Below are 23312 nucleotides of genomic sequence, written 5' to 3'. Positions count from 1 at the left end.
CCCACAACAGTTCTGCGCCACTGGCCCGTTGCTGGCCGCACTCATCGTAAATTTGCCCGTATGAAGCTCTTGCGCTACTTAGGCCAGCGCCTGTATACCACCTGGGCCACCATCATGTTCGTGCTGCCGTTTGTCGTCACGTACCCGGCGCAGCGACTATTCGTGCGCAAGCCGGAGTGGCGGCGCTACGTGCATGCCATCAACCGCTACTGGGCCAAGTTTTCGACCCGCATGTGGCTGGTGCCGCTCGAAATCGTGAATGAGGGCCCGCCGCTGCGCGACCAGCCCTGCATCTACATGGCCAACCACACCTCGTTTGTGGATATCCTGCTGCTGTTTCGCGATATTCCGGGGTATATCAACATCATGGGCAAAGACTCGCTCACGAAGTTTCCGCTCTGGGGCACCATTTTCGGCCAAACCTATATTCCCATCAACCGCAAAACGGCCGTGGGCCGGGGCCGCGCCACGGCCCAGGCCCGCCAAAGCCTGCGCGAGGGCCGCCCGCTCATCCTCTTCCCCGAAGGCACCATCGGCCCCAAGCCCGGCGAGGAGCTGCAGCCCTTTATGGACGGCGCTTTTCAGCTAGCCATCTCGCTGGGGGTGCCCATCATTCCGGTGAGCTTGCCCCTGACCCACAAGTTTATGCCCTCGGTGGCGGGCCTGCGGGTGCGCCACGCCAAGCTGCGCGCCGTGTACCACCGGCCTATCGAAACCAAAGGCCTCACCGATGCCGATATTCCGGCCCTTAAAGCCCAGGTAATGGCCCAGATAGCCGACGATTTTCTGCCCGAAGGCCGCGGCATTCCGGAGGCAACCCGCCCCTTTTCTTAACGCTTCTTACCGAGGCAGTTGTAGTGAAAGGCTGCAGGCTATTTGCCGCCCAGCCACTCGCTCATTCGCTAGTCATAAAGCCCCCTTACGTACATGAAAGCTGACCTAGAAACCATCCGCGGCCTGGCCCACCTGGCCCGCCTCGAATTTGACCCCGCCCGCGAAGACCAGATGCTGAAGGACCTGAACGGCATTCTCGACTGGGTGGCCCAGCTCGAGCAAGTTGATACGGAGGGCGTGGAGCCGCTGGTGCACCTCTCGCACGAGCTAAACGTGCTGCGCGACGACGAGGCGCGCAACACCGTGAGCCACCAGGAAGGCCTGCGCAACGCCCCGCGCAAGGACTCGGACTACTTCCGTGTGCCCAAAGTGCTCGACTAGGGCGCTGTTGCTCATTGTTAAAAAAGAACGTCATGCTGAGCCTGTCGAAGCATCTCTACCGCGCCGCTAGGATGTCGTTTGGGAGAGATGCTTCGACAGGCTCAGCATGACGTTCTTGCATAATTCTTCATCCGTACTGCTCAGGTTCCTTCCTTGCCCGCCATTTCCCTTCTGCGCCGCTTGCCGGGGTTGCCCGCGCTGCTGGCGGGGCTAGCCCTGCTGGGCGCCAGCTACTTCTACTTCGCCGGCGAAAGCGCCACGCTGCCCGTGCAGCTGGTGCCGCACCTGGCCCCCGTGCCCCTCACGCTCGACTCGGTGATGGTGGGCCCGGCGCGGCTGCCGCTGCCAGTGAGCGGCTTCATTACCACCCTTACCCACGACGTGGGCGGGCCCTATACCCAGCCGCTGGCGGCCGGGCTGTGGCTAGGGGTGCTGGCGCTGGCGCTGGCCGGCTGGCTGGCCGTGGTGAGCATGCTGGCGCGGCCGGCTTTTCTGGCTGGCACGGTGCCGGTGGTTTTTCTCTTGATGTCGCTCAACGCCGACGGGCTAGGCATTTTCGACGAAACCAAGCAGTATTTTCTGTACCTGAGCCTGGCGCTGCTAGGCACCGCTGCGCTGGGCCTCCAAGCCTTTGGCGACCGAGTGCGGGCGGTGTGGCGAGTCCTTGTTTTCTTGCTGCTGATAGGGGGGCTAGCGGCCTTGTTGCTGGCCCGCACCAAGCTGCCGCTGCCCGAAACGGCTCTGCACCTGGCCGCCTACGGCACACCGGCCGGGGCGGGGCTGGTGGCCGCGCTGGTGCTGTGGGTAGGGGTGGAGAATATTCGCGGCCTGCTTTGGTTCAACACCCAGGCCGAGCGGCCCGAGGGGCGGTTTGGCCTGCTGCCGTTTGTGCTGGCCAGCCTGCTGTACCTGGGTGCGCTAGGGCTCTATTTCTGGAATAACGGCGTGCTGGCGCTGGGGGGCGGCCTGCACCTCGACCCGCTGGTGCTGCTGCTGCCGGCCGCATTGGTAGGCGAGCTGGGCCTGCGCGAGCGGGCCCCCAGCTACGCCGGCTGGCTGCCCTATGCTGCCGGCCGCACCTTATACTGGCTGCTGGTGGCAGCGGCAGCGGCAGCGCTGGGCTACGCCCTGGCCACGGCCAATGCCCCGCTGCTCACGGCGGCCCGCGCCTTTAGCGGGCGGGCACTAGGGCTATTAGGCGCGGCGTTTTTGCTGTACGTGCTGGTCAATTTTGGCTCGCTTATTCGGCAGCGATTGGCAGTGCACCGGGTGGTATTTGAGCCGCGCCGGCTGCCGTTTTATACCGTCTATATCCTGGGGGTGGCGGGCTTGTTCTTATACGAGCTGCGCAACAACTGGCCACTGCTCGACCTGGTGCAGGCCGGCCAGTACAATCAGCTCGGCGACCTCACTCGCCAGCAAAGCGAACGCCGGCCCGACGACCTGCCACTAGCCTTGCTCTCGGAGCGCTACTATGCCGAAAGCGGCGACGTGCTCGACCGCTTTAACCGCACGGCGCAGCTGGGGCGAGCGGCCCTCTACCGCTTTCGCGACCAGCGCCAGAACGAGCTCAATGCCCTGCGCCGCGCCCTCAAGCGCCAGCCCGACGAAAAAATCAGCCTCAAGCTCAACGCCTTGCTCACCGAGCCGGCCGACTTCTTTGATGCGTTGGAAGTAATGCGCCAGGCCCGCCGCGCCGCGCCCGGCAGCTTTGCGCTAGCCTCCGATATGGCCCAGCTATTTACCCGCTCGGCCCTCACCGATTCGGTGGCGTTTTATTTAGATAAAGCCGAGCGCCTGAAGCCGAATAGCTACGTGAGCCGCACCAACCAGCTAGGCTTCCTGCTGAGCCAAAACCTCGTGCCGGCCGCCCAAAAGCTGGCCGCCGACTCGAAAGCTACTGCTACCGCGCCCGGCTTGTTGGCTAATAAGGAATTGCTGCAACTGGCGACCGGCGCGGCTATGGCGCCGGCCGCGGCCCCCGGCCCCGACCTCGATGGCGCTGATTTTGCCCAGGAGTACCACGCCGCGCTGCTGACGGCGCGGGCCGCCCGGCCTACCGATTGCCTCCGCCTGGTGACTACGCTGGCCCGCCTGGCCGAGCGCCCGGCCAATGAGCCTTATTACGAGCAAATTCTTTTCCTGCAAGCCTTGCTGCGCCACGCCGCCGGCCATGAGCTAGCCGCCCGCCAAACGCTAGCCCCGCTCACGGCGGGCACCACGCCCACGGCCGGCTATTACCAGTATGTGCTGGGGCTGTGGCAGTTGCAGCAGCAGCAATACGCCACGGCAGCCAGCCAGCTAGCCCTCGCTGCCGACCACGGCGCCACCGATGCGCGGCTGCCGCGTGCCTGGGCGCTGGCGCTGGCCGGGCAAGCCGACTCGGCCCGCGCGGCTTACGGCCGGCTGGCAGTGGCTAGCCCCACCCAGCCAGCGGTAGTGCGGCTAGGCCAGGCACTACGCTCGCCGGGCTTGCCGCAAGGCCAAACCCAAGTAGTACTTATTGGAAATAAAGAGCTAGCCGCTGCCCAGGCCGCCGACGCGGCGGGCAAGCAGCCCGAGGCCGCGCGCCGCTACCAGACCCTGGTGCAGCAGGTGCCCTTCAACGAAGCGGCCGTGCTGGCTGCCGCGCGCTATTTCACCGCCCAAAAAGCTTACACCGACGCCTACGATGCGCTCAACAAGGGGCTAGCCGAAAACCCCGATTCGACGCCGCTGCTGCGAGCCTACGCGCTGGCCGCCGCCGATGCCGGGCTGGCCGACCTCGGCCAGTCGGTGCTGGAGCGGCTGCGGGCGCGCCTCAGCCCCCCCGAGTACGCTAACTTGCTGGCGCAATTTGCGGCGCACCGGGCAGCCCATGCGGCCGCCAGCGCTGCCTTCGACCAGCCCCCGCTGCCCCCGCGCTGATTTCACTCTTCTCGCCGCGCCTTATGTCTGCCACTGACCGCACACCTTACGTCATTCAAACCACCGACATCGCCAAGGAATACGTGATGGGCACTGAGCACATTCACGCCCTGCGCTCGGTTAGCATCGATATCAAGCGCGGAGAGTACGTGGCCTTTATGGGGCCGTCGGGCTCAGGCAAAAGCACGCTCATGAACATTGTGGGCTGCCTCGATACCCCTAGCCACGGCCAGTATATCCTCAACGGCCAGGACGTGAGCCGCATGAGCGACAACCAGCTGGCCGAGGTGCGCAACAAGGAAATCGGCTTTGTTTTTCAGACCTTTAACCTGCTGCCCCGCTCTACTTCGCTCGAAAACGTGGCCCTGCCGCTCATCTACGCCGGCCTCAGCAAGCGCGAGCGCACCGAGCGCGCCCTCGAAGCCCTACGCTCGGTGGGCCTGGCCGACCGCGCCGGGCACCGCCCCAACGAGCTCTCGGGCGGCCAGCGCCAGCGCGTGGCCATTGCCCGCGCCCTCGTGAACACCCCTAGCGTGCTGCTGGCCGACGAGCCTACCGGCGCCCTCGACTCGAAAACCAGCTACGAGATTATGGCCCTCTTCGAAGCCCTTTATGCCAAGGGCAATACCATTATTATGGTGACGCACGAAGAAGACATCGCCCACTATGCCCACCGCATTGTGCGCCTGCGCGATGGCCTCATCGAAACCGACGAACCCAACCACAACGTAACGCAGCCCGCCGTTAGCTCCCTGGCCGTCTAAGGCCCGCAGTAGCCCCCAAGAAAGCACCGCCAACTCACCCCGCATAGCCCGCCCGCCGCAGGCGGGCGTATCTGCGAACCGAAGGACAGCGAAGCGAAATCCGTTAAATCCGTTTGAATCTGCGGTCATGAAAATCTACACCAAAACCGGCGATAAAGGCCTCACTTCGCTCATTGGCGGCACGCGGGTGCCCAAGTCGAGCCTGCGCATTGATTGCTACGGCACTGTCGATGAGCTGAACTCGTACATTGGCCTGCTGCGCGACCAGGAGGTGAACGCCCCGCGCCGCGATATTCTCAAGGAAATTCAGGACCGGCTCTTTACCATCGGCGCCCACCTGGCCACCGACCCCGACAAGGACGTGCGCCAGCGCATCCCTGACCTGCACGCCACAGACGTAGCCCTGCTCGAAACCGAGATGGACCGCCTGAACGAAGTGCTGGCCCCCTTGCGCGAGTTTGTGCTGCCCGGCGGGCACCCGGCGGTGTCGTTTGGGCACGTGGCGCGCTGCGTGTGCCGCCGCGCCGAGCGCCTGGTCATCCACCTGCGCGAAGAGTCGCCGGTCGAAGACCTGGTGGTAATGTACCTTAACCGCTTGTCCGACTACCTGTTTGTGCTCAGCCGCGCCATGGCCCACGACCTGGGCGTGGCCGAAGTGACCTGGAAGCCGCGCGTATAAAGCTGCCCTGGGCTGCGCGCTGCTGCAACATTTAGCCGCCTCACTTGTCCCTGTTTTTACCGTTCTCACCCCAGCACTACTCCCTAGCGGAGCCGCCTTTTCACCCGACTCATCCCTGCCGTTTTCTTATGCTTGACACGCTCGCTATCGACATCCAGCCCACGACTGCTTCCCGGCTCACCCAGCTGGACCCCGCCAACATGGAGTTTGGCAAGCTCTTCGCCGACCACATGCTCAGCGTGGAATACACGGGTGGCGAATGGCAGCAGCCGCGCATCGTGCCCTACGGCCCCCTCAGCATCAGCCCCGCCAACTCGGCCATTCACTACGGCCAGGCCATTTTTGAGGGCATGAAGGCCTACCGGCAGGCCGACGGCAGTGTGGCCCTGTTTCGGCCATCGGCCAACTGGCAGCGCCTCAACGCTTCGGCCGAGCGCATGGCCATGCCTACCATCCCCGAGGATGTTTTTCTGCACGGCCTGCGCGAGCTGGTGAAGCTCGACGCCGCCTGGGTGCCCAATGTGGCGGGCAGCTCGCTCTACATCCGGCCCTTCATGTTTGCCACCGATGGCGCGCTAGGGGTGCGCCCCTCCGATACCTATCACTTTGGCATTATCACCTGCCCGGTGGCGGCCTTCTTCAATAAGCCGGTGCGCGTGCGCTTTGAGCAGAAATACGTACGTGCTGCCGCCGGCGGGGCCGGCTATGCCAAAAACGCCGGCAATTACGGCGCCGCCATGCTACCCAGCAAGCTGGCTCAGCAGGACGGCTACCACCAGCTCATCTGGACCGATGCCTCGGAGCACCAGTACGTAGAGGAGTCGGGCGCCATGAACGTGATGTTTGTTATCGACGGCAAGGTGGTAACGCCCGCACTCTCCACCTCTATCCTGGACGGTATCACCCGCCGCTCGGTGTTGGAGCTGGCCCGTGGCTGGGGCCTGACCGTGGAAGAGCGCCGGGTATCGAGCCGCGAAATCATTGAGGCCCTACAGGCGGGCCGCCTCACCGAAGCCTTTGGGGTGGGCACGGCCGCTACCATTGCCCCCATCGCCACCATGGGCTACGAGGGGCAAGACCATGACCTGCCCGCCCTGAGCGATACGTCGTTCGCGCGCCGGGTAGGGGCGGCCCTCGATGCCATCCGGACCGGGCAAGCCGCTGACCCCCACGGTTGGATGGTGGCCGTATAGCCTGTTCCTTGTCAAGCAAAAAGCCGCCCGCACCCCGGGCGGCTTTTTTTATGCCGACCTTTGCCCCCCTGGCTAGGGTAGTTGCCCGGCCATTCATCTACTTATTCACCCATGACCCAAGACCAGATAAAGGACTTGAAGGGCCGCGCCGAGGCTCTGAGGAGGTATCTTTGACTACGATACCCGCAAAGAACAGGTAATCAAGGCGGAAGCCGAAACCCTGGCCCCCGATTTTTGGGACGACTCCAAGGCTGCGGAGGCCAAGCTCAAGGAAATCAAAGGTATCAAAACCTGGACCGACGACTACGAAGCCGTGCAGCAGGCCGTAGCCGACACCGAGGTGCTCTACGACTTCTATAAGGAAGGGGAGGCTAGCGAAGCCGAAATCCAAACCGAGTTCGACGCCACCCAGGCCAAAGTTGAAGCCCTGGAATTCAAGCGCATGCTCTCTGATGAGGAAGACCAGCTGTCGGCCATCATCGACATCAATCCCGGCGCCGGCGGCACCGAAAGCCAGGACTGGGCCGAGATGCTCATGCGCATGTACATCATGTGGGGCGAAAGTAAAGGCTTCACCGTGAAGCAGCTCAGCTACCAGCCCGGCGAAGGAGCAGGTATCAAGTCGGCTTCACTGGAAATTGATGGCCCCTTTGCCTACGGCTACCTCAAAAGCGAAATCGGCGTGCACCGGCTCGTGCGCATCTCGCCCTTCGACAGCAGCGGGCGGCGGCACACGTCGTTTGCCTCCGTGTTTGCCTACCCGGTGGTCGATGATACAATTAATATCGAAATCAACCCCGCCGACATCTCCTGGGATACCTTCCGGGCTGGCGGCGCGGGCGGCCAGAACGTGAACAAGGTCGAGACGGCCGTGCGCCTCACGCACGCCCCTAGCGGCATCATCATTGCGGTGCAGATAGAGCGCTCGCAGCTCATGAACAAGGAGCATGCCCTGCGCATGCTCAAGTCGCGCCTCTACCAGCAGGAGATGGATAAGCGCAACGCCGAGCGCGATAAAGTAGAGGCTAGCAAAAAACGTATTGACTTTGGCTCGCAGATTCGCAACTACGTGCTGCACCCCTACAAGCTCATCAAGGACCTGCGCACCAGCATCGAGCGTACCGACGTGCAAAACGTGCTCGATGGCGACTTGGATGAGTATATCAAAGGGTACCTGATGCAGAATTAAACGGCATTATCCGATGCTAGCTGGTAACCGCCCACAAAAAAGGCTGTCCAATTGGACAGCCTTTTTTGTGGAGTGATATAAAGCGCCTACTGCTGCGCCCAGAATATCTTGGTGTATTGCGTAACGCCGGTTGGAACATTAGCGGCATTGGTGTTCAACTCGCTCTGTGGATAGAACAAACGAGACGGGAACTTGCCGCTGGATGCCTCAAGCGAAATCGGAATGATGGGGAAGCCGGTGCGCCGGAAGTCATCCCACGCTTCAATCGAGCCCCATACTGCTTCTGCTATCCACTTCTGCGTAATAATTTTCTCCAGCGTGCTCACCGTGCGTGTACCCGACGTAATGTTGCCATAGGCATCGGTCTGCGGGGTCGTGGTGGCTGCCCAGTCTACGAGGCCATTTCCTACGTTAGCTGCCAGGTAAGCCTCCGACTGCGGAGTCGGAGCCACGGGAGCGGCACTGCTCGAAGTAGTAGAAGTGCGGTAGGTAGTTTGGAAGGAGGCACGGATGCCGTCTGTATAGTCGGCCTGGGCATCGCCCGACAGCAGGCCGCGGTACTCAGCTTCGGACTTCGAAAATAGGTGCTCGGCCAGTAGCATGAGCGGAGTAGGCTGGTTAGCACCCCGCAAAAAATCTCCGCCAACCAGCAGCGTCGAGCCTGAAGTGGCTGAGAGGACAGGGGAGGGCGGCGACTTCTCACCTAAGTTAGTGCCAACATAAGCGCCGCTTTTGTTAGCCATATACTGTTGCGTAACACGCGGGTCGCTCAGATTCTGGTTCAGGTTGATGAAATACTTCGTGGGCAGCGTGAACTTGTAAGTCGACGTGGTATTAGTAGTACCCACTGCAAAGCCGTACGTGTTGTAGAACGGATTCTGCTGACCGCTATTCGCAGCGTAGCCGGGCTGCACCAGCACGTCGGTGGTGATAAAACCTCCGTCGGGCGAGTTCAACAGCGCCATTTCCGTCTTCACATAAGCGTTTAGCGTAGCATCGTTGGTAGAAGACTCGCGCAGCAGGATACGTAAACGCAAGCTGTTGGCAAACGCCTTCCACTTGTTCATGTTCCCCCTGAATATTACATCCTCCGTGCTCGGCATGGCGGCCGATGTAGCGGCATTAATATCAGTGACGGCTCCCTTCAGCTGCACAACCAGGTCTTTATAGATATCCTGCTGCTTGTCGAAGGTAGGCTGGGTGTTGCCCAGGCCCTGCACGGCAGTCGTGTACGGGATATCACCATACTCATCTACCAGCAGCAGGAAGTTATAGGCTTCCATGATGCGGGCGATGGCTACATGGTTCGGGTAAGAGCTAGCCATCGCATTGGTGCGAATCAGGCGGTAGTCCTCAATGTTGTCGAAGGTATTGCTCCACAAGCCCTGGTAATAAGTGCTTGAGTAGTTGTAGGTACGCTCTTCGTTGTAGCCGCTCACCGCGTTCGACTTACCCCAGTAGCCAGCAGCGAAGCTGCCGTAGGCATTATACGAAGTGTAGTTGGCCGCCGTCACCGTTTCGGCGTTGGCCAGTAGCTGCGCCGGGGTTACGGCTGTAGCAGAGTTCGGGTTGGTATTGACGTCAAGAAACGACTTACAGCTGCTTGCCGCCGTAGTAAGCGTTGCCGCCAATAATACTTTAGAAAATGTATTCATATAGCTAAGATTAGAGCGTTACGTTGAGGCTAGCACCGTAGAACTTGGTGGGCGGCGTTTGCAGGAAGGTGTTGATGCCAATAGCGTTGCTGCCAGCGGAGGTACCGCTAAACTCGGGGTCGGTGTAGATATTCTCTTTCGGCACCCAGGTGAAGATATTGCGCCCGAACACTTCGATAGAAGCACCTTTAATCAAACCAACTTTCGAAGCAAGCGCAGTCGGGATAGCGTACGATAGCTGAACCTGACGGATTTTGAAGAAGGTTCCCGAAGTCACGTAGTTCTCCGTAATACCTCGGTTCCAGGTAGTAGTGTTAGCCCAGAACTCCGAGCCGCCGGGCGTGAGCACGCCGCCGGTGCGGGGGGTATAGCTGCTGATGTGGCCGTTGGTGAGCACTGGGTCAGCGCCAGCATTGGGAGTGTAGCCGGTTACATTGCCGCTGGCATCAGTTACCGGAATAGCCGAGTTAGGGTAGGGGAAGTCGGCGCGGCCATACTGGGCGCTGCGGACACCACCACCCGTAAAGTCGAGGTCAGAGCCGATGGCATTGTACACTACGTAGCCGGTGCGCAATTCGGCCTGGGCCGACAGCGTGATGCCCTTAAAGGAGATATTGGTGTTGAAGCCATACTTATACTTCGGCTGCGTGTTGCCAAACAGCTTCAGGCCGGGGTCTTTCAGCGGCACATAGCGCACGAGGGTAGGGTCGTTGGGGTCGGTCACCTTCGTCATCTTAATCATGCCATTGGCCGGGCTGGTCGGGTCATTCACGCGCTGGTAGAAGGTACCCTGAATTTGGGGGTAGGACATGCCGGGCACGGCAACCAGCGAGGTTGCATCGGTGCTACCCGAGCCGCCTAAGGTCAGAATGCCACCCGAAGCAGCGGGCAGCGAAACTACCTCGTTGTTGTTGTAGTTGAAGTTGGCGCCCACCGTAACGGTCAGGCCATTCTGCGCACGGATAGGAGTCAGATTCAAGTCTACTTCGTAGCCCGTATTTTTCACCTCCCCAGCATTGAGCAGCAGGGTCTGGAAGCCGGTCGAGTAGGGGATAGTAGTTGGGATGGTCTGGTTAGTAGAGCGCTGGTTGTAATAGGTTGCGCTGATGCCCACTGCCCGCTTCAGGAAGCTTAGTTCGATACCTGCTTCCGTCGAACGGGTTTCTTCGGGCACTAGGTTCTGCTGTACTAGGCCGCCATTGGCCGTGAACGAGGGTACTGAGCCAAAGGGGAAACCTCCGCCATTGCTATAGGTTGAAGCCAACGAGTAAGCTCCTCCCGTTTCAACTACGCCGATGCCGGTTGCACTGGGAAGGTTAATCTGGCTCACCTTCGCGATACCACCGCGAATCTTGCCATAGTCTAAGAACGAAGCATCGCGCAGCGCCGGAATTACATTGCTGAACACCAGTGAAGCGTCTACACTGGGATAAACGAACGAGTTGTTGCCAACTGCCAGCACCGAAACGTTGTCGTTACGGGCCGAGCCGTGGAGGAAGAAGAAGTCCTTATAGCCTAACGTCAGGTCAGCGTAGAAGGCGTACAAGCGCGTCTGAAAGCGCTGGCTAGCGCCGTCGAGGTTACCAATGCGGTTGCTGAGGTTAATCAGCTCCGTAGCAGCGGGCACAGCCAAGGCCGTCGAGGCAGTGTAGGTATAACCGCTTTGAAGTGTTTGTATGTTGTTACCCAGGATAGCCTTGATGTTGAAGTCGCCGAAAGTTTTATCAGCACTTAGGAACAAGTCAGAGTTTATGCGCGTGAGGTTGGAGCTGAGGTCACGGTAGAAGCCGGGATAGGGTGAAATCTGCTTCAAGCTATTGCTGGCCAGCGTAAACTTATTCTGCGTGGTATAGCTCTGCTGATTAGTAGAGGTCGTGCCCAGGCGGTATTGTAGACGCAACCAATCGCGCACCCGGAACGAGGCGTTGACATCGCCCTGCAACGTACTACGCTTGTCGCGTAGGCGGTTGTAGTCGATAATGAAATAGGGGTTGTAGTAATAAGCGTTGTAGTAGCCGTAGTCCGACGTAGCGTAAGGATTATTAACATAATCCTTATAGGACGTGAGCGGCGCCATTACCGAAGTGTTGAACACGTTCCAGTACACCGAAGAGCTTTGGTCGAGGTTCGAGGTAACATCGGACTTGCGGGTGATGTACGACACGTTGAAGCCTACCGTGAGGCGGCCTATCTCGCGCGAAGCATTGAAGCGGAAGCTGTTGCGGTCGAACACATCCTTGGGTACGATGCCGTTGTTGTGTACATTCTGGTACGAAGCGAAAAACTTGGTTTTTTCATCGCCACCCGAGAATGTAACACCGTTTTGCATTTGGTAACCCGTATTGAAAAAGTTCTTTTTCTCATTAGGGCGTGCCTCGTAGCTCAGCTTCTGCACCGAGCCATCGGGTAGCTTGTAGCCGAAAGGCTGTATCGATCCGTCAAAACGGGGGCCATATTGCTGGTTTTCAAAACCTTGGTACTGGTAGTTGTAGTCGTTGTCCGGGTTGCCGCTGGGGTCGAAGAAGATTCCTTGCTTGGCCTGAGCCGAGTTGGTGTACCAGTCGGGCGAGCCGGGACCAAATTCCGTCTGGAACTTGGGCAGGAACGAAATAGACTCGAACTGCGAGGTGTGCGAGAACGTCACTTGCGACGAACCAGCCTGGCCTTTCTTGGTAGTGATGATAAGTGCACCGTTAGAAGCCTGCGAGCCGTAAAGAGCAGCGGCGTTAGCACCCTTCAGCACAGTGGTAGAAGCAATGTCGTCGGGGTTGAGGGCACCTAGTACTTCGTTAGTAGTGATAACCCCGTCGATTACGATAAGCGCTTCGTTGTTACCCAGCAGCGAGCGGGTACCGCGCAGCGTTACGCGGGGGGTGGAATTCACCCCGTTGTTGAGGGTCTGAATCTGCAAACCCGATACTTTGCCAGCCAGACCGCTCACGAAGTTGGTCGGGCGGGCTTGGGTTACTTCCTTATTATCAAGGGTAGCCGTAGCGTAGCCTATTTCGCGCTCTTGGCGCTGCAGGCCGAGTGCACCCGTTACGACTACCTCACCGAGCTGCTTGGAATCAGTCGCTAGGGCTACATTGATATTAGTGCCGCTGCCAATAGGTTGTTCTAGTGTCGTATAGCCAATAAAGCTAAAGGTCAACGTTGTAACAGAAGCTGGAACGCTTAGCGCAAAAGCCCCGTCAGAGTTAGTAGAGGTACCAATGGTGGTGCCCTTTGCCAATACTGTTACCCCCGGTAGGCCTTGGCCAGTAGAGCGGTCCGTCACACGGCCCGAGAGATTGCGGTCTTGTGCGGATGCTTGATGCCACAAGCAACTGAGCAGAAAGACCATTAGTAAAGAAAAATGCTTCATACTATAAGGTTTGGGAAAAGTGAAAATAGACCACCCCATGCAACGGAATGAGATAAATCCGCTGCCAAGTTATTACTTTTTCACCAAATCCTGTTGCCAGAGTTTGATGATAACGGTCGTGGCTTTGTGTGAAATGCAAAATTAGGCACACGAAAAAACCAGCTTGGCGCAAATTTAACATTGAATATGTTTAATGTTAAATTTTATTTTAAATAGCAAATATTAAAGTTTAGATAAGATTACGATAAGATGAAAAAAAAATAAAGAAATGATTAATAAGCCACGATTATGTCTAGGGAGGTGAATTATCTTGCAGCTTCAACAAGCGCTACTGCTAATAAATAGTAGCCTTAAGCACTTTTTTACCTTCCTAATTTTTAAATGAAAAGAACACTATTGATGAGCCTTGTGCTCATGCTTACTTTGCTCCAAGCGGTGCTAGCCCAGACGCGCACCGTATCGGGACGAGTAATTGACCAAACAAGCGGTGAAGGCCTGCCGGGGGCAACCGTATTGCTGAAAGGCACGACGACCGGTATTTCAACTAATGCTGACGGCCGGTTCTCCCTGAATGTACCGGAAAGTGGTGGAACTCTCACCATCAGCTCAGTAGGCCTAGTGACGCAAGAAGTAGCATTAGGTAATCGTACTACTGTAGAAGTAGCGCTAGCATCTGATAATAAGCAATTGAGCGAGGTTGTAGTAACGGGTTATGGCCAGCAGCAAGAGCGTCGCGAGTTGACTGGTGCAGTTGCCACGGTTAATTCGTCTCAGTATAAAGACCAACCGATAGTTGGGGTCGACCAGGCGCTGCAAGGCCGGGCTGCTGGTGTTCAGGTATCTCAAAACTCGGGTACACCAGGCTCAGGGGTATCTGTACGTGTGCGGGGCGCGGCTTCTATTTCGGCTAGTAATGAGCCGCTATATGTTGTTGATGGCTTGCCGATTAATACGGGTAATACCTCTCAGTTAAGTGCAGGTAACCAATCTACGAACGGCTTGAACGACCTGAATCCTAACGATATCGCAACTATTGAGGTATTAAAGGATGCCTCTGCTGCTGCTATCTATGGTTCGCGCGCTTCCAATGGAGTAGTACTGATTACGACCAAGCGTGGTAAGGCCGGCAAAGCCAATATTGACCTTGATTATTATAGAGGTGTACAGTCGGCTTGGAAGCGGCCCACCTCACTCACCGGTCCTCAGCAAACGCAGCTTTTCCTCGACGAAATTGCTAACCGCTATGGTGTTGCTGGTGATGGCTCAGTAGCCGGCTACCGCAGTCTTGCAGAAGCAACTGCTTATGTATTCCGGGCATCAGCGGGCACGCGTACCGTTGGCAGTAATGGCCTGTACAATTATGTAAACAACGGCCCGGTACGCCCGCTAAGCCAGTTTCAAGACCCCTCTACTGCTCCTACTACCAATTGGAGTGACTTAGTGCTCCGTAATGCTCCAGTGAGCAACTATGGCGTGACATTCTCTGGCGGCAGTGACCAAAGCCGCTACCGCTTGTCGTTGAACTATTTCGACCAGCAAGGCACACTAGTTGGCTCAGGCTATAACCGTGGTAGTGTGCGCTATACCATGGATAATAAGCTATCGGAAAAGGTACGCATGGGTACATCTATTGGCATTAGCCGTAGCGTAAACAACCGTATTAACAACGATAACAGCATTTATGGGGTGCTAATTACGGCTCGCCTCACGGCGAGCGACCTGCCGGTATATAACCCCGATGGTACTTACCTGAAATACGGGTCTCTGGAAAACCCGGTAGCCGCCGCTAACGAGCCGTTTATCCAGAGCGTTAATAACCGCCTAATTGGTAGCCAGTACACAGAGTTCGAGCTTATTAAGAATTTAAAGTACCGGGCTACGTTCGGCCTTGACTTTACTTATGGCCGTGATGACCGCTTTTACTCAACGCTCACTAATGCTGGTGCTTCGGTAAATGGTTCGGCTACGCAGGCTACGCTGCAAGATGCGAACTTCAACCACATCAGCTCGCTTAACTACAGCAAGGCGTTTGGAACGGACCATACACTGAATGCACTTTTTGTAGCGGAGTACCAGCGCGATGCTGAAAGCGACAACTTCGCTACCGTTACGGGCTTCCCGAGCAATGCTATCCGGGAGCTAGCCGCCGGGGCTACCAAGTCAGCTATTACCTCTTCTTCGACCTCTAATACCTTATTTGGTTTGTTGGTAAAGGCTGACTATGCTTTTAAAGGCCGCTACCTGCTGTCTGCTTCGGTACGCCGCGATAACTCTTCGCGCTTCGGTCAAAATAACCGAGTAGGCTACTTTCCTGCTGTTTCGGCAGGCTGGCGTGTAATCGACGAGCCTTTCCTGAAAGACCAGACCGCTATCAGTGAGCTTAAAATCCGGGGCAGCTATGGCCAGACCGGCAACCAGCCGGTATCCAATTTTGGCGCTCGCGGCCTGATTGGGGTAGGCTATAACTACCTCGACCAAGGAGGCCTAGCGCTTGTGCAGCTAGCTAACCCCGACTTGCGGTGGGAGCGTACCAGCGCTACCGATGTAGGCATGGATTTAGGCTTTATTCAAAACCGCCTCTACGCCTCGGTCGACCTGTACTATCGCCACACTACTGACTTGCTGCTGCCCCAAAGCATCGTGTATGACACCGGCTTCTCTAGCTACAGCGCTAACGTAGGTAGCCTCGAAAACAAAGGTCTTGAAGTTGCCCTAACGTCAATTAACGTACGTGGTGAAGGCACTGCTTTCAACTGGGAAACGAACTTCAACATCAGCTTCAACCGCAACAAGGTGCTGGACATTGCTAACCCCAGCCCGACTGGCCTGGCTCAAGGTTTTGCCAGCCGCCTCGCTGCCGGCCAGCCTCTGGGTGCTTTCTACGGCTACCGGGTAGACCATATCTTCCAAACGCAGGATGAAATCAATGCATTGGATGCAGCGGCTAAAACGGCGACCGGCAACCAGTCAGCTACCTATCAGACTACTGCTACTAAGCCTGGCGATATCAAGTTCAAAGACTTGAATGGCGACGGTGTAATCACTGCTGCCGACCAGGAAATTATGGGCAGCGCGCAGCCGAAATACTACGGTGGCATGACCAACACGTTCCGTTACATGGGTCTCGACTTGAGCATCTTCTTCCAGTACAACGTCGGGAACCAGATTTATAACTCTCCCAAGAGCTATGTGCAGGGCATGAGCACGTCATATGCTGGCGACGCCAGCACCCTGAACCGCTGGACGACCAGCAACACCAATACTGACGTGCCCCGCGCTGTATACGGTGACCCGAATAACAACAGCCGCACTTCAGACCGCTTCTTGGAAGATGGCTCGTTTGCGCGCTTGAAAAGCGTAACACTGGGCTACACCCTGCCTATTTCCTTGTTGTCGCGTGCACACGTGCGCACAGCTCGTATCTACGTGCAGGCCCAAAACCTGGCAACTTTCACCAAGTACTCGGGTCTGGACCCCGAAGTGAGCACCTTTAGCTCGGGCTCGGGCGCTACTACCGCCAATGCGGCACTAGGCACGGACTTCTTTACGTATCCGCAGGCCCGCACCATCACGGGTGGCGTTTCGCTAGGCTTCTAATTCTTGTCAACTACTTATTATATGCAAATTTCCTTTTTACGTCAGCTAGCTACCCGCTCTGCTCTATTACTGAGCTTGGGCCTGGGATTAGGAGCTTGCGATAAGGCTCTCAACGTAGAGCCTCAAGTCAATATCAGTTCTGATAAAGGCTATAGCACTAAAGAAGATGCGGCGGCGGGCCTGCTAGGCTGCTATGATGGCCTGCAGAACACAAACTACTACGGAGCATCTTTTCCCTCCGATGTAGATATGGTGTCTAACAACATCATCGAGGTGGGTACCTACAATACTACTTACGGTCTGATTGCGCAAAATCAGATTTCGGCTGACAACGTAGAAATAGGTACCCTCTGGAGCAGCATGTACGATACTGTTAACCGGTGCAACTACCTGCTGGAAGAAACCGACAAAATCACCGACCCGGCTTTTTCGAAGCTCACCACGCAGGGTGAGGCGCGGGTGATACGGGCTATTACTTATATGAACCTGCTAGGGCTGTGGGGAGGCACTTCGCAAGGCTACGGCTATTCAGGAGGCTTGGGCGTCCCGCTTCGCCTGACTCCTACCACGGCTATTGGCGCTCAAACGCAGCCTCTGGCACGCGCTTCGGAAGCAGATGTCGCCGCTGCGATTCGAGCCGACCTCGATTTTGCAATTGCTAATCTGCCCGCCTTATCGGCCAGCTCGGGCTTCCGGGCCACGAAAAATGCTGCCTTAGCTCTGCGCGCCCGCTTCGAGCTGCGCATGCGCAACTACGCTGACGCGCTGAAATACGCTCAGCAAGTGCCGGCTGCAACGATGACTACCCTGGCATCGACTACTACTCCCGATGCTATCTGGCAGCTATATTTTTCGGCCACCGACACCAACCTGTATGCTTTCTACTGGTATTTAGCTCCGGGCGGCCGCAATGAGTTTGACCCTAGCCCGAGCCTGATTGCTGCGCATCCAGCCGGCGACTTGCGTCTACCCATCAACGCAACTTCGATTGGCACTACGTTGAAGTATACGCATACGACCACACGCGATGACTATTACAACATGATTCGCTACACGGAAGTAGTGCTTACCATTGCCGAATCAGCTGCTCAAACCGGTGATTTAGTTACAGCTACCACGCAGTTGAACATCATCCGCAAGCGTGCCGGCCTAGCTAACACGACGGCTATAACAGCTGCGGACCTTATCGCCGACATCTTGTTGCAGCGCCGCTTAGAGTTGGCGCACGAAGGCCACTACTGGTTTGACCTGCGCCGTACCAACACGGTGCAGTCGGCTTTGGGCTCGACTACTACAGCCAACGCCTATAACCAGACCTTCCGTAATCTCTTCCCGCTGCCCCTGCGCGACGTTAACCTGTCGAATGGTGTACTGGTACAAAACACAGGCTTTTAAAGCTCATGTAATACCAAAAAAGCCCCGGCCAACTCGGCCGGGGCTTTTTTTATGTTCAGGATTGCCTCACAAGATATACTGGCTCAGGTCACGGTTTTTCACCATGTCGCGCAGGCGCTCCTCTACGAGCTGGGGCGTGATGGCTAGGGCCGAGCCGGCGGGCAGCTGGTCGGGCACGTCGAAGAGCAGTTCGTTGAGCAGGCGGCTCATGACGGTGTGCAGGCGGCGGGCGCCGATATTTTCGACTTCGCTGTTGACCTCGGCGGCAATGTCGGCTAGCTTGAGCAGGGCCTCGTCCTCGAAGGTGAGCTGCACGTCTTCGGCGGCTAGCAGGGCCTGGTACTGCTTGGTGAGGGCGTTTTTGGGGTCTTTGAGGATGCGGTAGAAGTCATCTTTGGTCAGGCTCTGAAGCTCGACGCGGATGGGGAATCGGCCTTGCAGCTCGGGGATGAGGTCGCTGGGCTTGCTGACGTGGAAGGCGCCGGCGGCGATAAACAGAATATGGTCGGTGTTGACGATGCCGTACTTGGTGTTCACGGCCGAGCCCTCTACGATGGGCAGTAGGTCGCGCTGCACGCCCTGGCGGCTCACGTCGGGGCCACCGCTTTTGCCGCTGCCGCTGGTGGCTACCTTGTCAATTTCATCGATGAAGATGATGCCCGAGTTTTCGGCTTGGCGGATGGCTTCCTCCTTCACTTCGTCCATGTCGACGAGCTTGGCGGCTTCCTCATCCAGCAGGATTTTGCGAGCCTCGGCCACTGATACCTTACGCTTGCGCGACTTCTTGGGCAGCATGTTGCCGAGCATGTCTTGCAGGCCCGACATCGTGGCCTCATCCATCATACCTGGCGCCCCCATGATTCCCACGCTAGGGGCTCCCTGGGCCACATTTATCTCGATGCGGCGGTCTTCAAGCTCGCCGTTGCGAATCTTCTGCCGAAAGCGCTCGCGGGTGCGCTCGTTGAGCTCCTGGTCGGAGCCCGGAATGGCCTCGGCTGCCGGGCTCTCGCCGCCGCTAAGGCCGAAGCCCAGCCCGGTGCGGCCGGTACCATTCTCTTTGGCCGGGGCCTTAAGGGGCGGAATGAGGGCATCCAGAATGATGTCTTCCACAGCCTGAGCGGCCTGGGCTTTTACTTCTTCCTGGCGGCGCTGGCGCAGCCGGCTCACGGCTTGCTCAGCCAGGTCGCGCACCATGCTTTCGACGTCGCGCCCCACGTAGCCGACTTCGGTAAACTTACTAGCCTCGACTTTCACAAAGGGTGCGTCGGCCAGGATGGCGAGCCGGCGGGCAATCTCGGTTTTGCCCACGCCGGTGGCACCTATCATCAGGATATTATTGGGAACAATCTCTTTTTGCATCTCGGCCGGGGCGTGCAGGCGGCGCCAGCGGTTGCGCAACGCGATGGCCACATGGCGCTTGGCCTCGTGCTGGCCAATGATGTATTTATCGAGTTCGGCCACAATCTGGGCCGGGGTGAGGAAGCTGGTATCTAGCATGTGGGTAAAAGGAAAGAATAGCCTTTCAAAGAAACCGTCATGCTCTGCTGGCGTCCGCTCGTCGGAGCATCCTGCTCGCATCGTTGGAGTATAGCCTGTAGCGGCGCCAGCGGGCGACTTCGGCAAGCGGATGCCAGACGAGTATGACGGTCTTTTTTAACAGGTCACTCCGGTGCAATAGTTTAGTTACTCTTTCTTCAAAAAGCTACCTAGGCTGCGGCTCAGGGTGAAATAATTACTGCTGCCGGCGGCTTGCAAGGTGGCATACGTGTAATCGAGCTGAAACTGCGATATTTTAATCATCGCCCCAAAGCTGAAGCCGGCGCCCCCGCCCACGTTGTCGAGGCGCAACTCGCGGCCTTGCAGGTGGTTGTAGCCCATACGCAGGCTTAGCCCTTTGCCCAGCAATAGCTCGGCGGCGGCCGTGAAGTGCCGGGCCAGGTTATCGCCCCAGTTAAAGCTAGGCTTCACTTCCACGTTGTTGGCGTCGAGGGTGCCGCGGGCGTTGGGGTCGAGGTATTGAATATTCCACTGGTGCAGGTGGTGGGCCGTGAAGGTGAAGCGCAGCGGCATGTGCTCGGGCTTTATGGTAGTACCCAGTTGCACATCGAGGGGTAGAGGCTCGCGGGCAGCGGCCGTGTAGGGCTTCAACATGTAGCCCGCATTTTTTACCACCAGGCCCACTGTGAAGTCCTGGTCGGCGTGCGGCTTGAAGAGCACACCGGCATCGCTGGCAAGTCCCACGGCGCGGTTGCCGGCAATGCCCGACACGGCTAGCTTGGCCGTGAGGCCAACGGTAAACTTCCCCTTGGTGTACGAGTCGGCCGCCGCTAGGGCATACTCATTCACCGAGAAAGTGCCAAGCGCGTTGCCGGCCGCGTCGTAGCTTTCCAGGCTGCCGTAGTTCAGGTAAGTAAGCCCTAGCCCGAAGCGGCCGCGCTTTTCGGTATTGAAGGCGTAGGCAGCGGTGCTCTGCTTTATGTCGCTTACGTAGCTCACGTAGCTGAGGGCCGCCGCGTGGTCCATGTCGGCATTGAGCAGGGCGGGGCTAGCAAAGAACTGTGTAGGGTCGCTGCTGCGGGCCGAAGCCGTGAGGCCGCCCAGCGCTGCCACTTGTGCCGAAGGTGGCAGCGCTAAAAACGGAAACGCCGCGCGTCCGCCAATTTGTGCACGAGCAGCCAGGGGCAACAGCAGTAAGCAGGCGGCGAGGTACTTCATCGTTCTAAGGTAACGCGTGCGCGGGTCGGCAAGCAGAAACGAGGGTTGGCAAGGGGTAAGCAACCCGAAAAAGTCATTCTTACCCTTGCCAACCCTCGCTTCTGCTTGCCAACCCCTACGCTATTGCACTTCCACGCTCGGGCCGGCCGGCGCGGGGGCCTCGTCGCGCACGGGCAGGGCCTGGGGCCTGGCCACCAGCTCGGGCAGCAGCGCCTCGGCCAGCACATCGTCAACCCGCTCGGCGTAGTGAATGCGCACGCCCTTGAGGTACTCGGCCGGGATTTCCTCCACGTCCTTGCGGTTTTTGGGCGAGAGGATAATCAGGTTGATGCCGGCGCGGCGGGCGGCCAGCAGCTTTTCCTTGATGCCACCCACCGGCAGCACCCGGCCGCGCAGGGTGATTTCGCCGGTCATGGCCATATGCGGCCGAATTTTGCGCTGGGTATAAGCCGAGGCGATACTCGTAAAAATGGCAATGCCCGCGCTAGGCCCATCTTTTGGAATACCGCCCTCGGGGAAGTGAATGTGCAGGTCGTACTGCTCAAACAGGCGGTAGTCGATGCCCAGCTCATCGGCCCGCGAGCGCAGGTAGGAGAGGGCCGTAATGGCCGACTCTTTCATCACGTCGCCGAGCTGGCCCGAGAGGGTCAGCTTGCCGCGGCCCCGGCTCAATAGGCTCTCTACGAACAAGATGTCGCCGCCCACGCTGGTCCAGGCCAGGCCCGTTACGACACCGGCCGTGTCGTGGTCCTGGTCTTTGTCGCGGTCGAAGCGCGGTGACCCCAGGATTTTCTGCACATCGCTAGGGTCGAGTTGGGCGGGCAGGGTCTCCTTGCTGGCCTTGCGGCGCGCCAGGTTGCGAGTGAGGGCGGCTAGCTGGCGCTCGAGGCTGCGCACGCCGCTTTCGCGCGTGTAGTCGTCGGCCACGCGGTGCAGCGCGGCATCGTTGATTTTAACCTCGCCCTCACCCAAGCCATGCTCGCGCAATTGCTTGGGCCAGAGGTGTTTCTTGGCAATCTGGACTTTCTCCTCTTGGGTATAGCCCGTGAGGTCGATAATCTCCATGCGGTCGCGCAGGGCGGGCTGAATGGTTTCGAGCGAGTTGGCGGTGGCGATGAAGAGCACCTTGCTCAGGTCATATTCCACCTCCAGGTAGTTGTCGATAAAGGTGGAGTTCTGCTCGGGGTCAAGCACTTCGAGCAGGGCCGAGCTGGGGTCGCCCCGGAAGTCGCTGCTCACCTTATCTATCTCGTCGAGAATAATGACCGGGTTGCTCACGCCGGCCTTCTTTATCTGCGAGATAATGCGGCCGGGCATGGCGCCCACGTAGGTTTTGCGGTGGCCCCGAATCTCGGCCTCGTCGCGCACGCCGCCTAGGCTCAGGCGCACATATTTGCGGCCTAGCGCGGTGGCAATGCTGCGGCCGAGCGAGGTTTTGCCCACGCCGGGCGGGCCATAGAGGCACAAAATCGGCGCCTTAAGGTCCTGCTTCAGCTTGAGCACGGCCAGGTATTCTAAGATGCGCTCCTTCACTTTTTCAAGCCCAAAGTGGTCGGCATCCAGGATTTTCTTGGTCGTCTTCAGGTTAAACTTGTCCTTGGTGGTTTCGTTCCAGGGCAGGTCGAGCAAAAACTCCACGTAGTTGAGCGTCACCGGGTAGTCGGGCGACATCTGGTTGATGCGGCCCAGCTTGGCAACTTCCTTATCGAAGTGCTTAGCCACTGCTTCGGGCCACTTCTTGCCCACGGCGCGGGCGCGCAGAGCGGCTACATCGCCTTCGGCGCTGCCTTCGCCTTGGCCCAGCTCGTCTTGCAGGGTCTTGAGCTGCTTGCGCAGGAAATACTCGCGCTGCTCGGCGTCGATGCCGGTGTGCACCTTGGTGCGAATGTCATTTTTAATCTCGAGCAGCTCTATCTGGCGCAACAGCGCTTCGAGCAGCTGGCGCCCCTGTGCCTCGGGGTCGGCCAGTTCCAACAGCTGCTGCTTGGCGGGCAGCTCGAGTTGCACATTGGAAGAGAGGAAGTGGATGAGGAAGGCCGCCGACTGAATGCCGTCGAGCATGGTGCGCGCTTCAATCGGGATTTCGGGCGTCAGCTCCAGCACTTTGCCGGCAGCTTCGCGCAGGCTTTGCAGCAGTACCAGCTCGCCATCTACCTCGGCATCGAGGGCGCGCTCGTTGAAGTACGAAACCCGGGCCGTGAGCTGAGGCGAGTACGTGAGCTGCTCGCCTACGTGAAAGCGCACCTGCCCCTGCAAAATGATGGTAACGGTATCGTCGGGCTGGTCGATAAGCTTGAGAATGCGCGCTAGGGTGCCTACCGGGTGCAGGTCGTCGGTGCTGGGCTCGTCGGCGTCGGGGTGGCGCTGGGCCACCACGCCCACCAGCTTCTCATTTTTGGCGGCGAGCTTGCGCACCAGCCGGATACTCTTTTTGCGCGTCACCGTCACGGGCAGCACCACGCCGGGGAAGAGCACGGTATTGCGCACTGGCAGCAGGGCCAGCACTTCGGGCGCCTCGGCGGCGGGCAGCAGGTGGTCGGGGTCAGCGGCCATAATGGCGATGGCTTCGGAAGGCGAATCGGGGCCCGCCGCCAGCAGGCGGCCAGGGCCAGATATATCAAAGGGCATGAGCAAAGCAA

14 protein-coding genes are annotated in these 23312 nt (G+C 58.5%); 9 read left to right on the top strand and 5 right to left on the bottom strand.

Features of this window, described 5'->3' with window-relative positions:
- Positions 1–60 precede the first annotated feature (60 nt).
- The 7 genes from J4D99_RS03995 to prfB all read left to right on the top strand — a co-directional run bounded on the left by J4D99_RS03995 (position 61) and on the right by prfB (position 7947).
- Positions 61–834 carry a lysophospholipid acyltransferase family protein gene (locus J4D99_RS03995; RefSeq protein ID WP_208130416.1) on the top strand — a complete coding sequence of 258 codons (774 nt, stop codon included), beginning with the start codon at positions 61–63 and terminating at the stop codon, positions 832–834.
- Positions 835–927: 93 nt separating this feature from the next.
- Positions 928–1215, top strand: coding sequence for an Asp-tRNA(Asn)/Glu-tRNA(Gln) amidotransferase subunit GatC (gene gatC, locus J4D99_RS03990; protein ID WP_208130415.1), 288 nt, complete (start codon positions 928–930; stop codon positions 1213–1215).
- A gap of 153 nt (positions 1216–1368) precedes the next feature.
- Positions 1369–4122 (top strand): tetratricopeptide repeat protein, encoded by a 2754-nt coding sequence (locus J4D99_RS03985; RefSeq protein ID WP_208130414.1) that lies wholly within the window; start codon positions 1369–1371, stop codon positions 4120–4122.
- A gap of 23 nt (positions 4123–4145) precedes the next feature.
- Positions 4146–4886, top strand: a complete 741-nt coding sequence (locus tag J4D99_RS03980; RefSeq protein WP_208130413.1) for an ABC transporter ATP-binding protein — start codon at positions 4146–4148, stop codon at positions 4884–4886.
- Between the two features lie 127 nt (positions 4887–5013).
- The gene (locus tag J4D99_RS03975) at positions 5014–5565 is read left to right on the top strand and encodes a cob(I)yrinic acid a,c-diamide adenosyltransferase (RefSeq protein ID WP_208130412.1); all 552 of its coding nucleotides are present in this window, start codon (positions 5014–5016) and stop codon (positions 5563–5565) included.
- Between the two features lie 128 nt (positions 5566–5693).
- Positions 5694–6758, top strand: a complete 1065-nt coding sequence (locus tag J4D99_RS03970; protein ID WP_208130411.1) for a branched-chain amino acid aminotransferase — start codon at positions 5694–5696, stop codon at positions 6756–6758.
- Between the two features lie 111 nt (positions 6759–6869).
- Positions 6870–7947 (top strand): peptide chain release factor 2 gene (prfB, locus tag J4D99_RS03965; RefSeq protein ID WP_208130410.1). Its coding sequence is split into 2 segments (ribosomal slippage): positions 6870–6929 and positions 6931–7947, totalling 1077 coding nucleotides; the frame shifts between segments, so codons are not numbered across the junction.
- Between the two features lie 86 nt (positions 7948–8033).
- On the opposite strand, the gene J4D99_RS03960 is transcribed toward prfB, so the two are convergent.
- Positions 8034–9602, bottom strand: coding sequence for a SusD/RagB family nutrient-binding outer membrane lipoprotein (locus J4D99_RS03960; RefSeq protein WP_208130409.1), 1569 nt, complete (start codon positions 9600–9602; stop codon positions 8034–8036).
- A 10-nt stretch (positions 9603–9612) separates the two neighbouring features.
- Entirely contained in the window at positions 9613–12945 is a 3333-nt protein-coding gene (locus J4D99_RS03955) for a SusC/RagA family TonB-linked outer membrane protein (protein WP_236018516.1), read from the bottom strand.
- Between the two features lie 402 nt (positions 12946–13347).
- Here J4D99_RS03955 and J4D99_RS03950 point away from each other — a divergent pair, with 402 nt between their 5' ends.
- Both J4D99_RS03950 and J4D99_RS03945 read left to right on the top strand, forming a co-directional pair.
- Positions 13348–16563 (top strand): SusC/RagA family TonB-linked outer membrane protein, encoded by a 3216-nt coding sequence (locus J4D99_RS03950; protein WP_309509599.1) that lies wholly within the window; start codon positions 13348–13350, stop codon positions 16561–16563.
- A 21-nt stretch (positions 16564–16584) separates the two neighbouring features.
- The gene (locus tag J4D99_RS03945; protein ID WP_208130406.1) at positions 16585–17958 is read left to right on the top strand and encodes a RagB/SusD family nutrient uptake outer membrane protein; all 1374 of its coding nucleotides are present in this window, start codon (positions 16585–16587) and stop codon (positions 17956–17958) included.
- 66 nt (positions 17959–18024) lie between these two features.
- Here J4D99_RS03945 and hslU read toward each other — a convergent pair whose 3' ends face one another.
- From hslU to lon, 3 genes are all read right to left on the bottom strand, one after another.
- Positions 18025–19455 (bottom strand): ATP-dependent protease ATPase subunit HslU, encoded by a 1431-nt coding sequence (hslU, locus tag J4D99_RS03940; protein WP_208130405.1) that lies wholly within the window; start codon positions 19453–19455, stop codon positions 18025–18027.
- 186 nt (positions 19456–19641) lie between these two features.
- On the bottom strand, positions 19642–20673 hold the full coding sequence (gene porQ, locus J4D99_RS03935) for a type IX secretion system protein PorQ (protein WP_208130404.1): 1032 nt from the start codon (positions 20671–20673) through the stop codon (positions 19642–19644).
- Positions 20674–20793: 120 nt separating this feature from the next.
- Positions 20794–23301, bottom strand: coding sequence for an endopeptidase La (gene lon / locus J4D99_RS03930; RefSeq protein WP_208130403.1), 2508 nt, complete (start codon positions 23299–23301; stop codon positions 20794–20796).
- Positions 23302–23312 lie beyond the last annotated feature (11 nt).

The organism is Hymenobacter sp. BT559, assembly GCF_017571525.1.
GTDB classification, from domain to species: domain Bacteria; phylum Bacteroidota; class Bacteroidia; order Cytophagales; family Hymenobacteraceae; genus Hymenobacter; species Hymenobacter ginsengisoli.
The sequence above is the reverse complement of the archived record's forward strand: the minus strand, read 5'-3'. Positions and strand labels throughout refer to the sequence as shown.

What these genes read in the sequence shown, in the direction of transcription:
- J4D99_RS03950 (WP_309509599.1), top strand. Translation starts at nt 13,348, where the DNA reads ATGAAAAGAACACTATTGATGAGCCTTGTGCTCATGCTTACTTTGCTC.
- hslU (WP_208130405.1), bottom strand. Translation starts at nt 19,455, where the DNA reads ATGCTAGATACCAGCTTCCTCACCCCGGCCCAGATTGTGGCCGAACTC.
- J4D99_RS03975 (WP_208130412.1), top strand. Translation starts at nt 5,014, where the DNA reads ATGAAAATCTACACCAAAACCGGCGATAAAGGCCTCACTTCGCTCATT.
- porQ (WP_208130404.1), bottom strand. Translation starts at nt 20,673, where the DNA reads ATGAAGTACCTCGCCGCCTGCTTACTGCTGTTGCCCCTGGCTGCTCGT.
- J4D99_RS03970 (WP_208130411.1), top strand. Translation starts at nt 5,694, where the DNA reads ATGCTTGACACGCTCGCTATCGACATCCAGCCCACGACTGCTTCCCGG.
- J4D99_RS03945 (WP_208130406.1), top strand. Translation starts at nt 16,585, where the DNA reads ATGCAAATTTCCTTTTTACGTCAGCTAGCTACCCGCTCTGCTCTATTA.
- J4D99_RS03980 (WP_208130413.1), top strand. Translation starts at nt 4,146, where the DNA reads ATGTCTGCCACTGACCGCACACCTTACGTCATTCAAACCACCGACATC.
- J4D99_RS03960 (WP_208130409.1), bottom strand. Translation starts at nt 9,602, where the DNA reads ATGAATACATTTTCTAAAGTATTATTGGCGGCAACGCTTACTACGGCG.
- gatC (WP_208130415.1), top strand. Translation starts at nt 928, where the DNA reads ATGAAAGCTGACCTAGAAACCATCCGCGGCCTGGCCCACCTGGCCCGC.
- J4D99_RS03955 (WP_236018516.1), bottom strand. Translation starts at nt 12,945, where the DNA reads ATGGTCTTTCTGCTCAGTTGCTTGTGGCATCAAGCATCCGCACAAGAC.
- lon (WP_208130403.1), bottom strand. Translation starts at nt 23,301, where the DNA reads ATGCCCTTTGATATATCTGGCCCTGGCCGCCTGCTGGCGGCGGGCCCC.
- J4D99_RS03995 (WP_208130416.1), top strand. Translation starts at nt 61, where the DNA reads ATGAAGCTCTTGCGCTACTTAGGCCAGCGCCTGTATACCACCTGGGCC.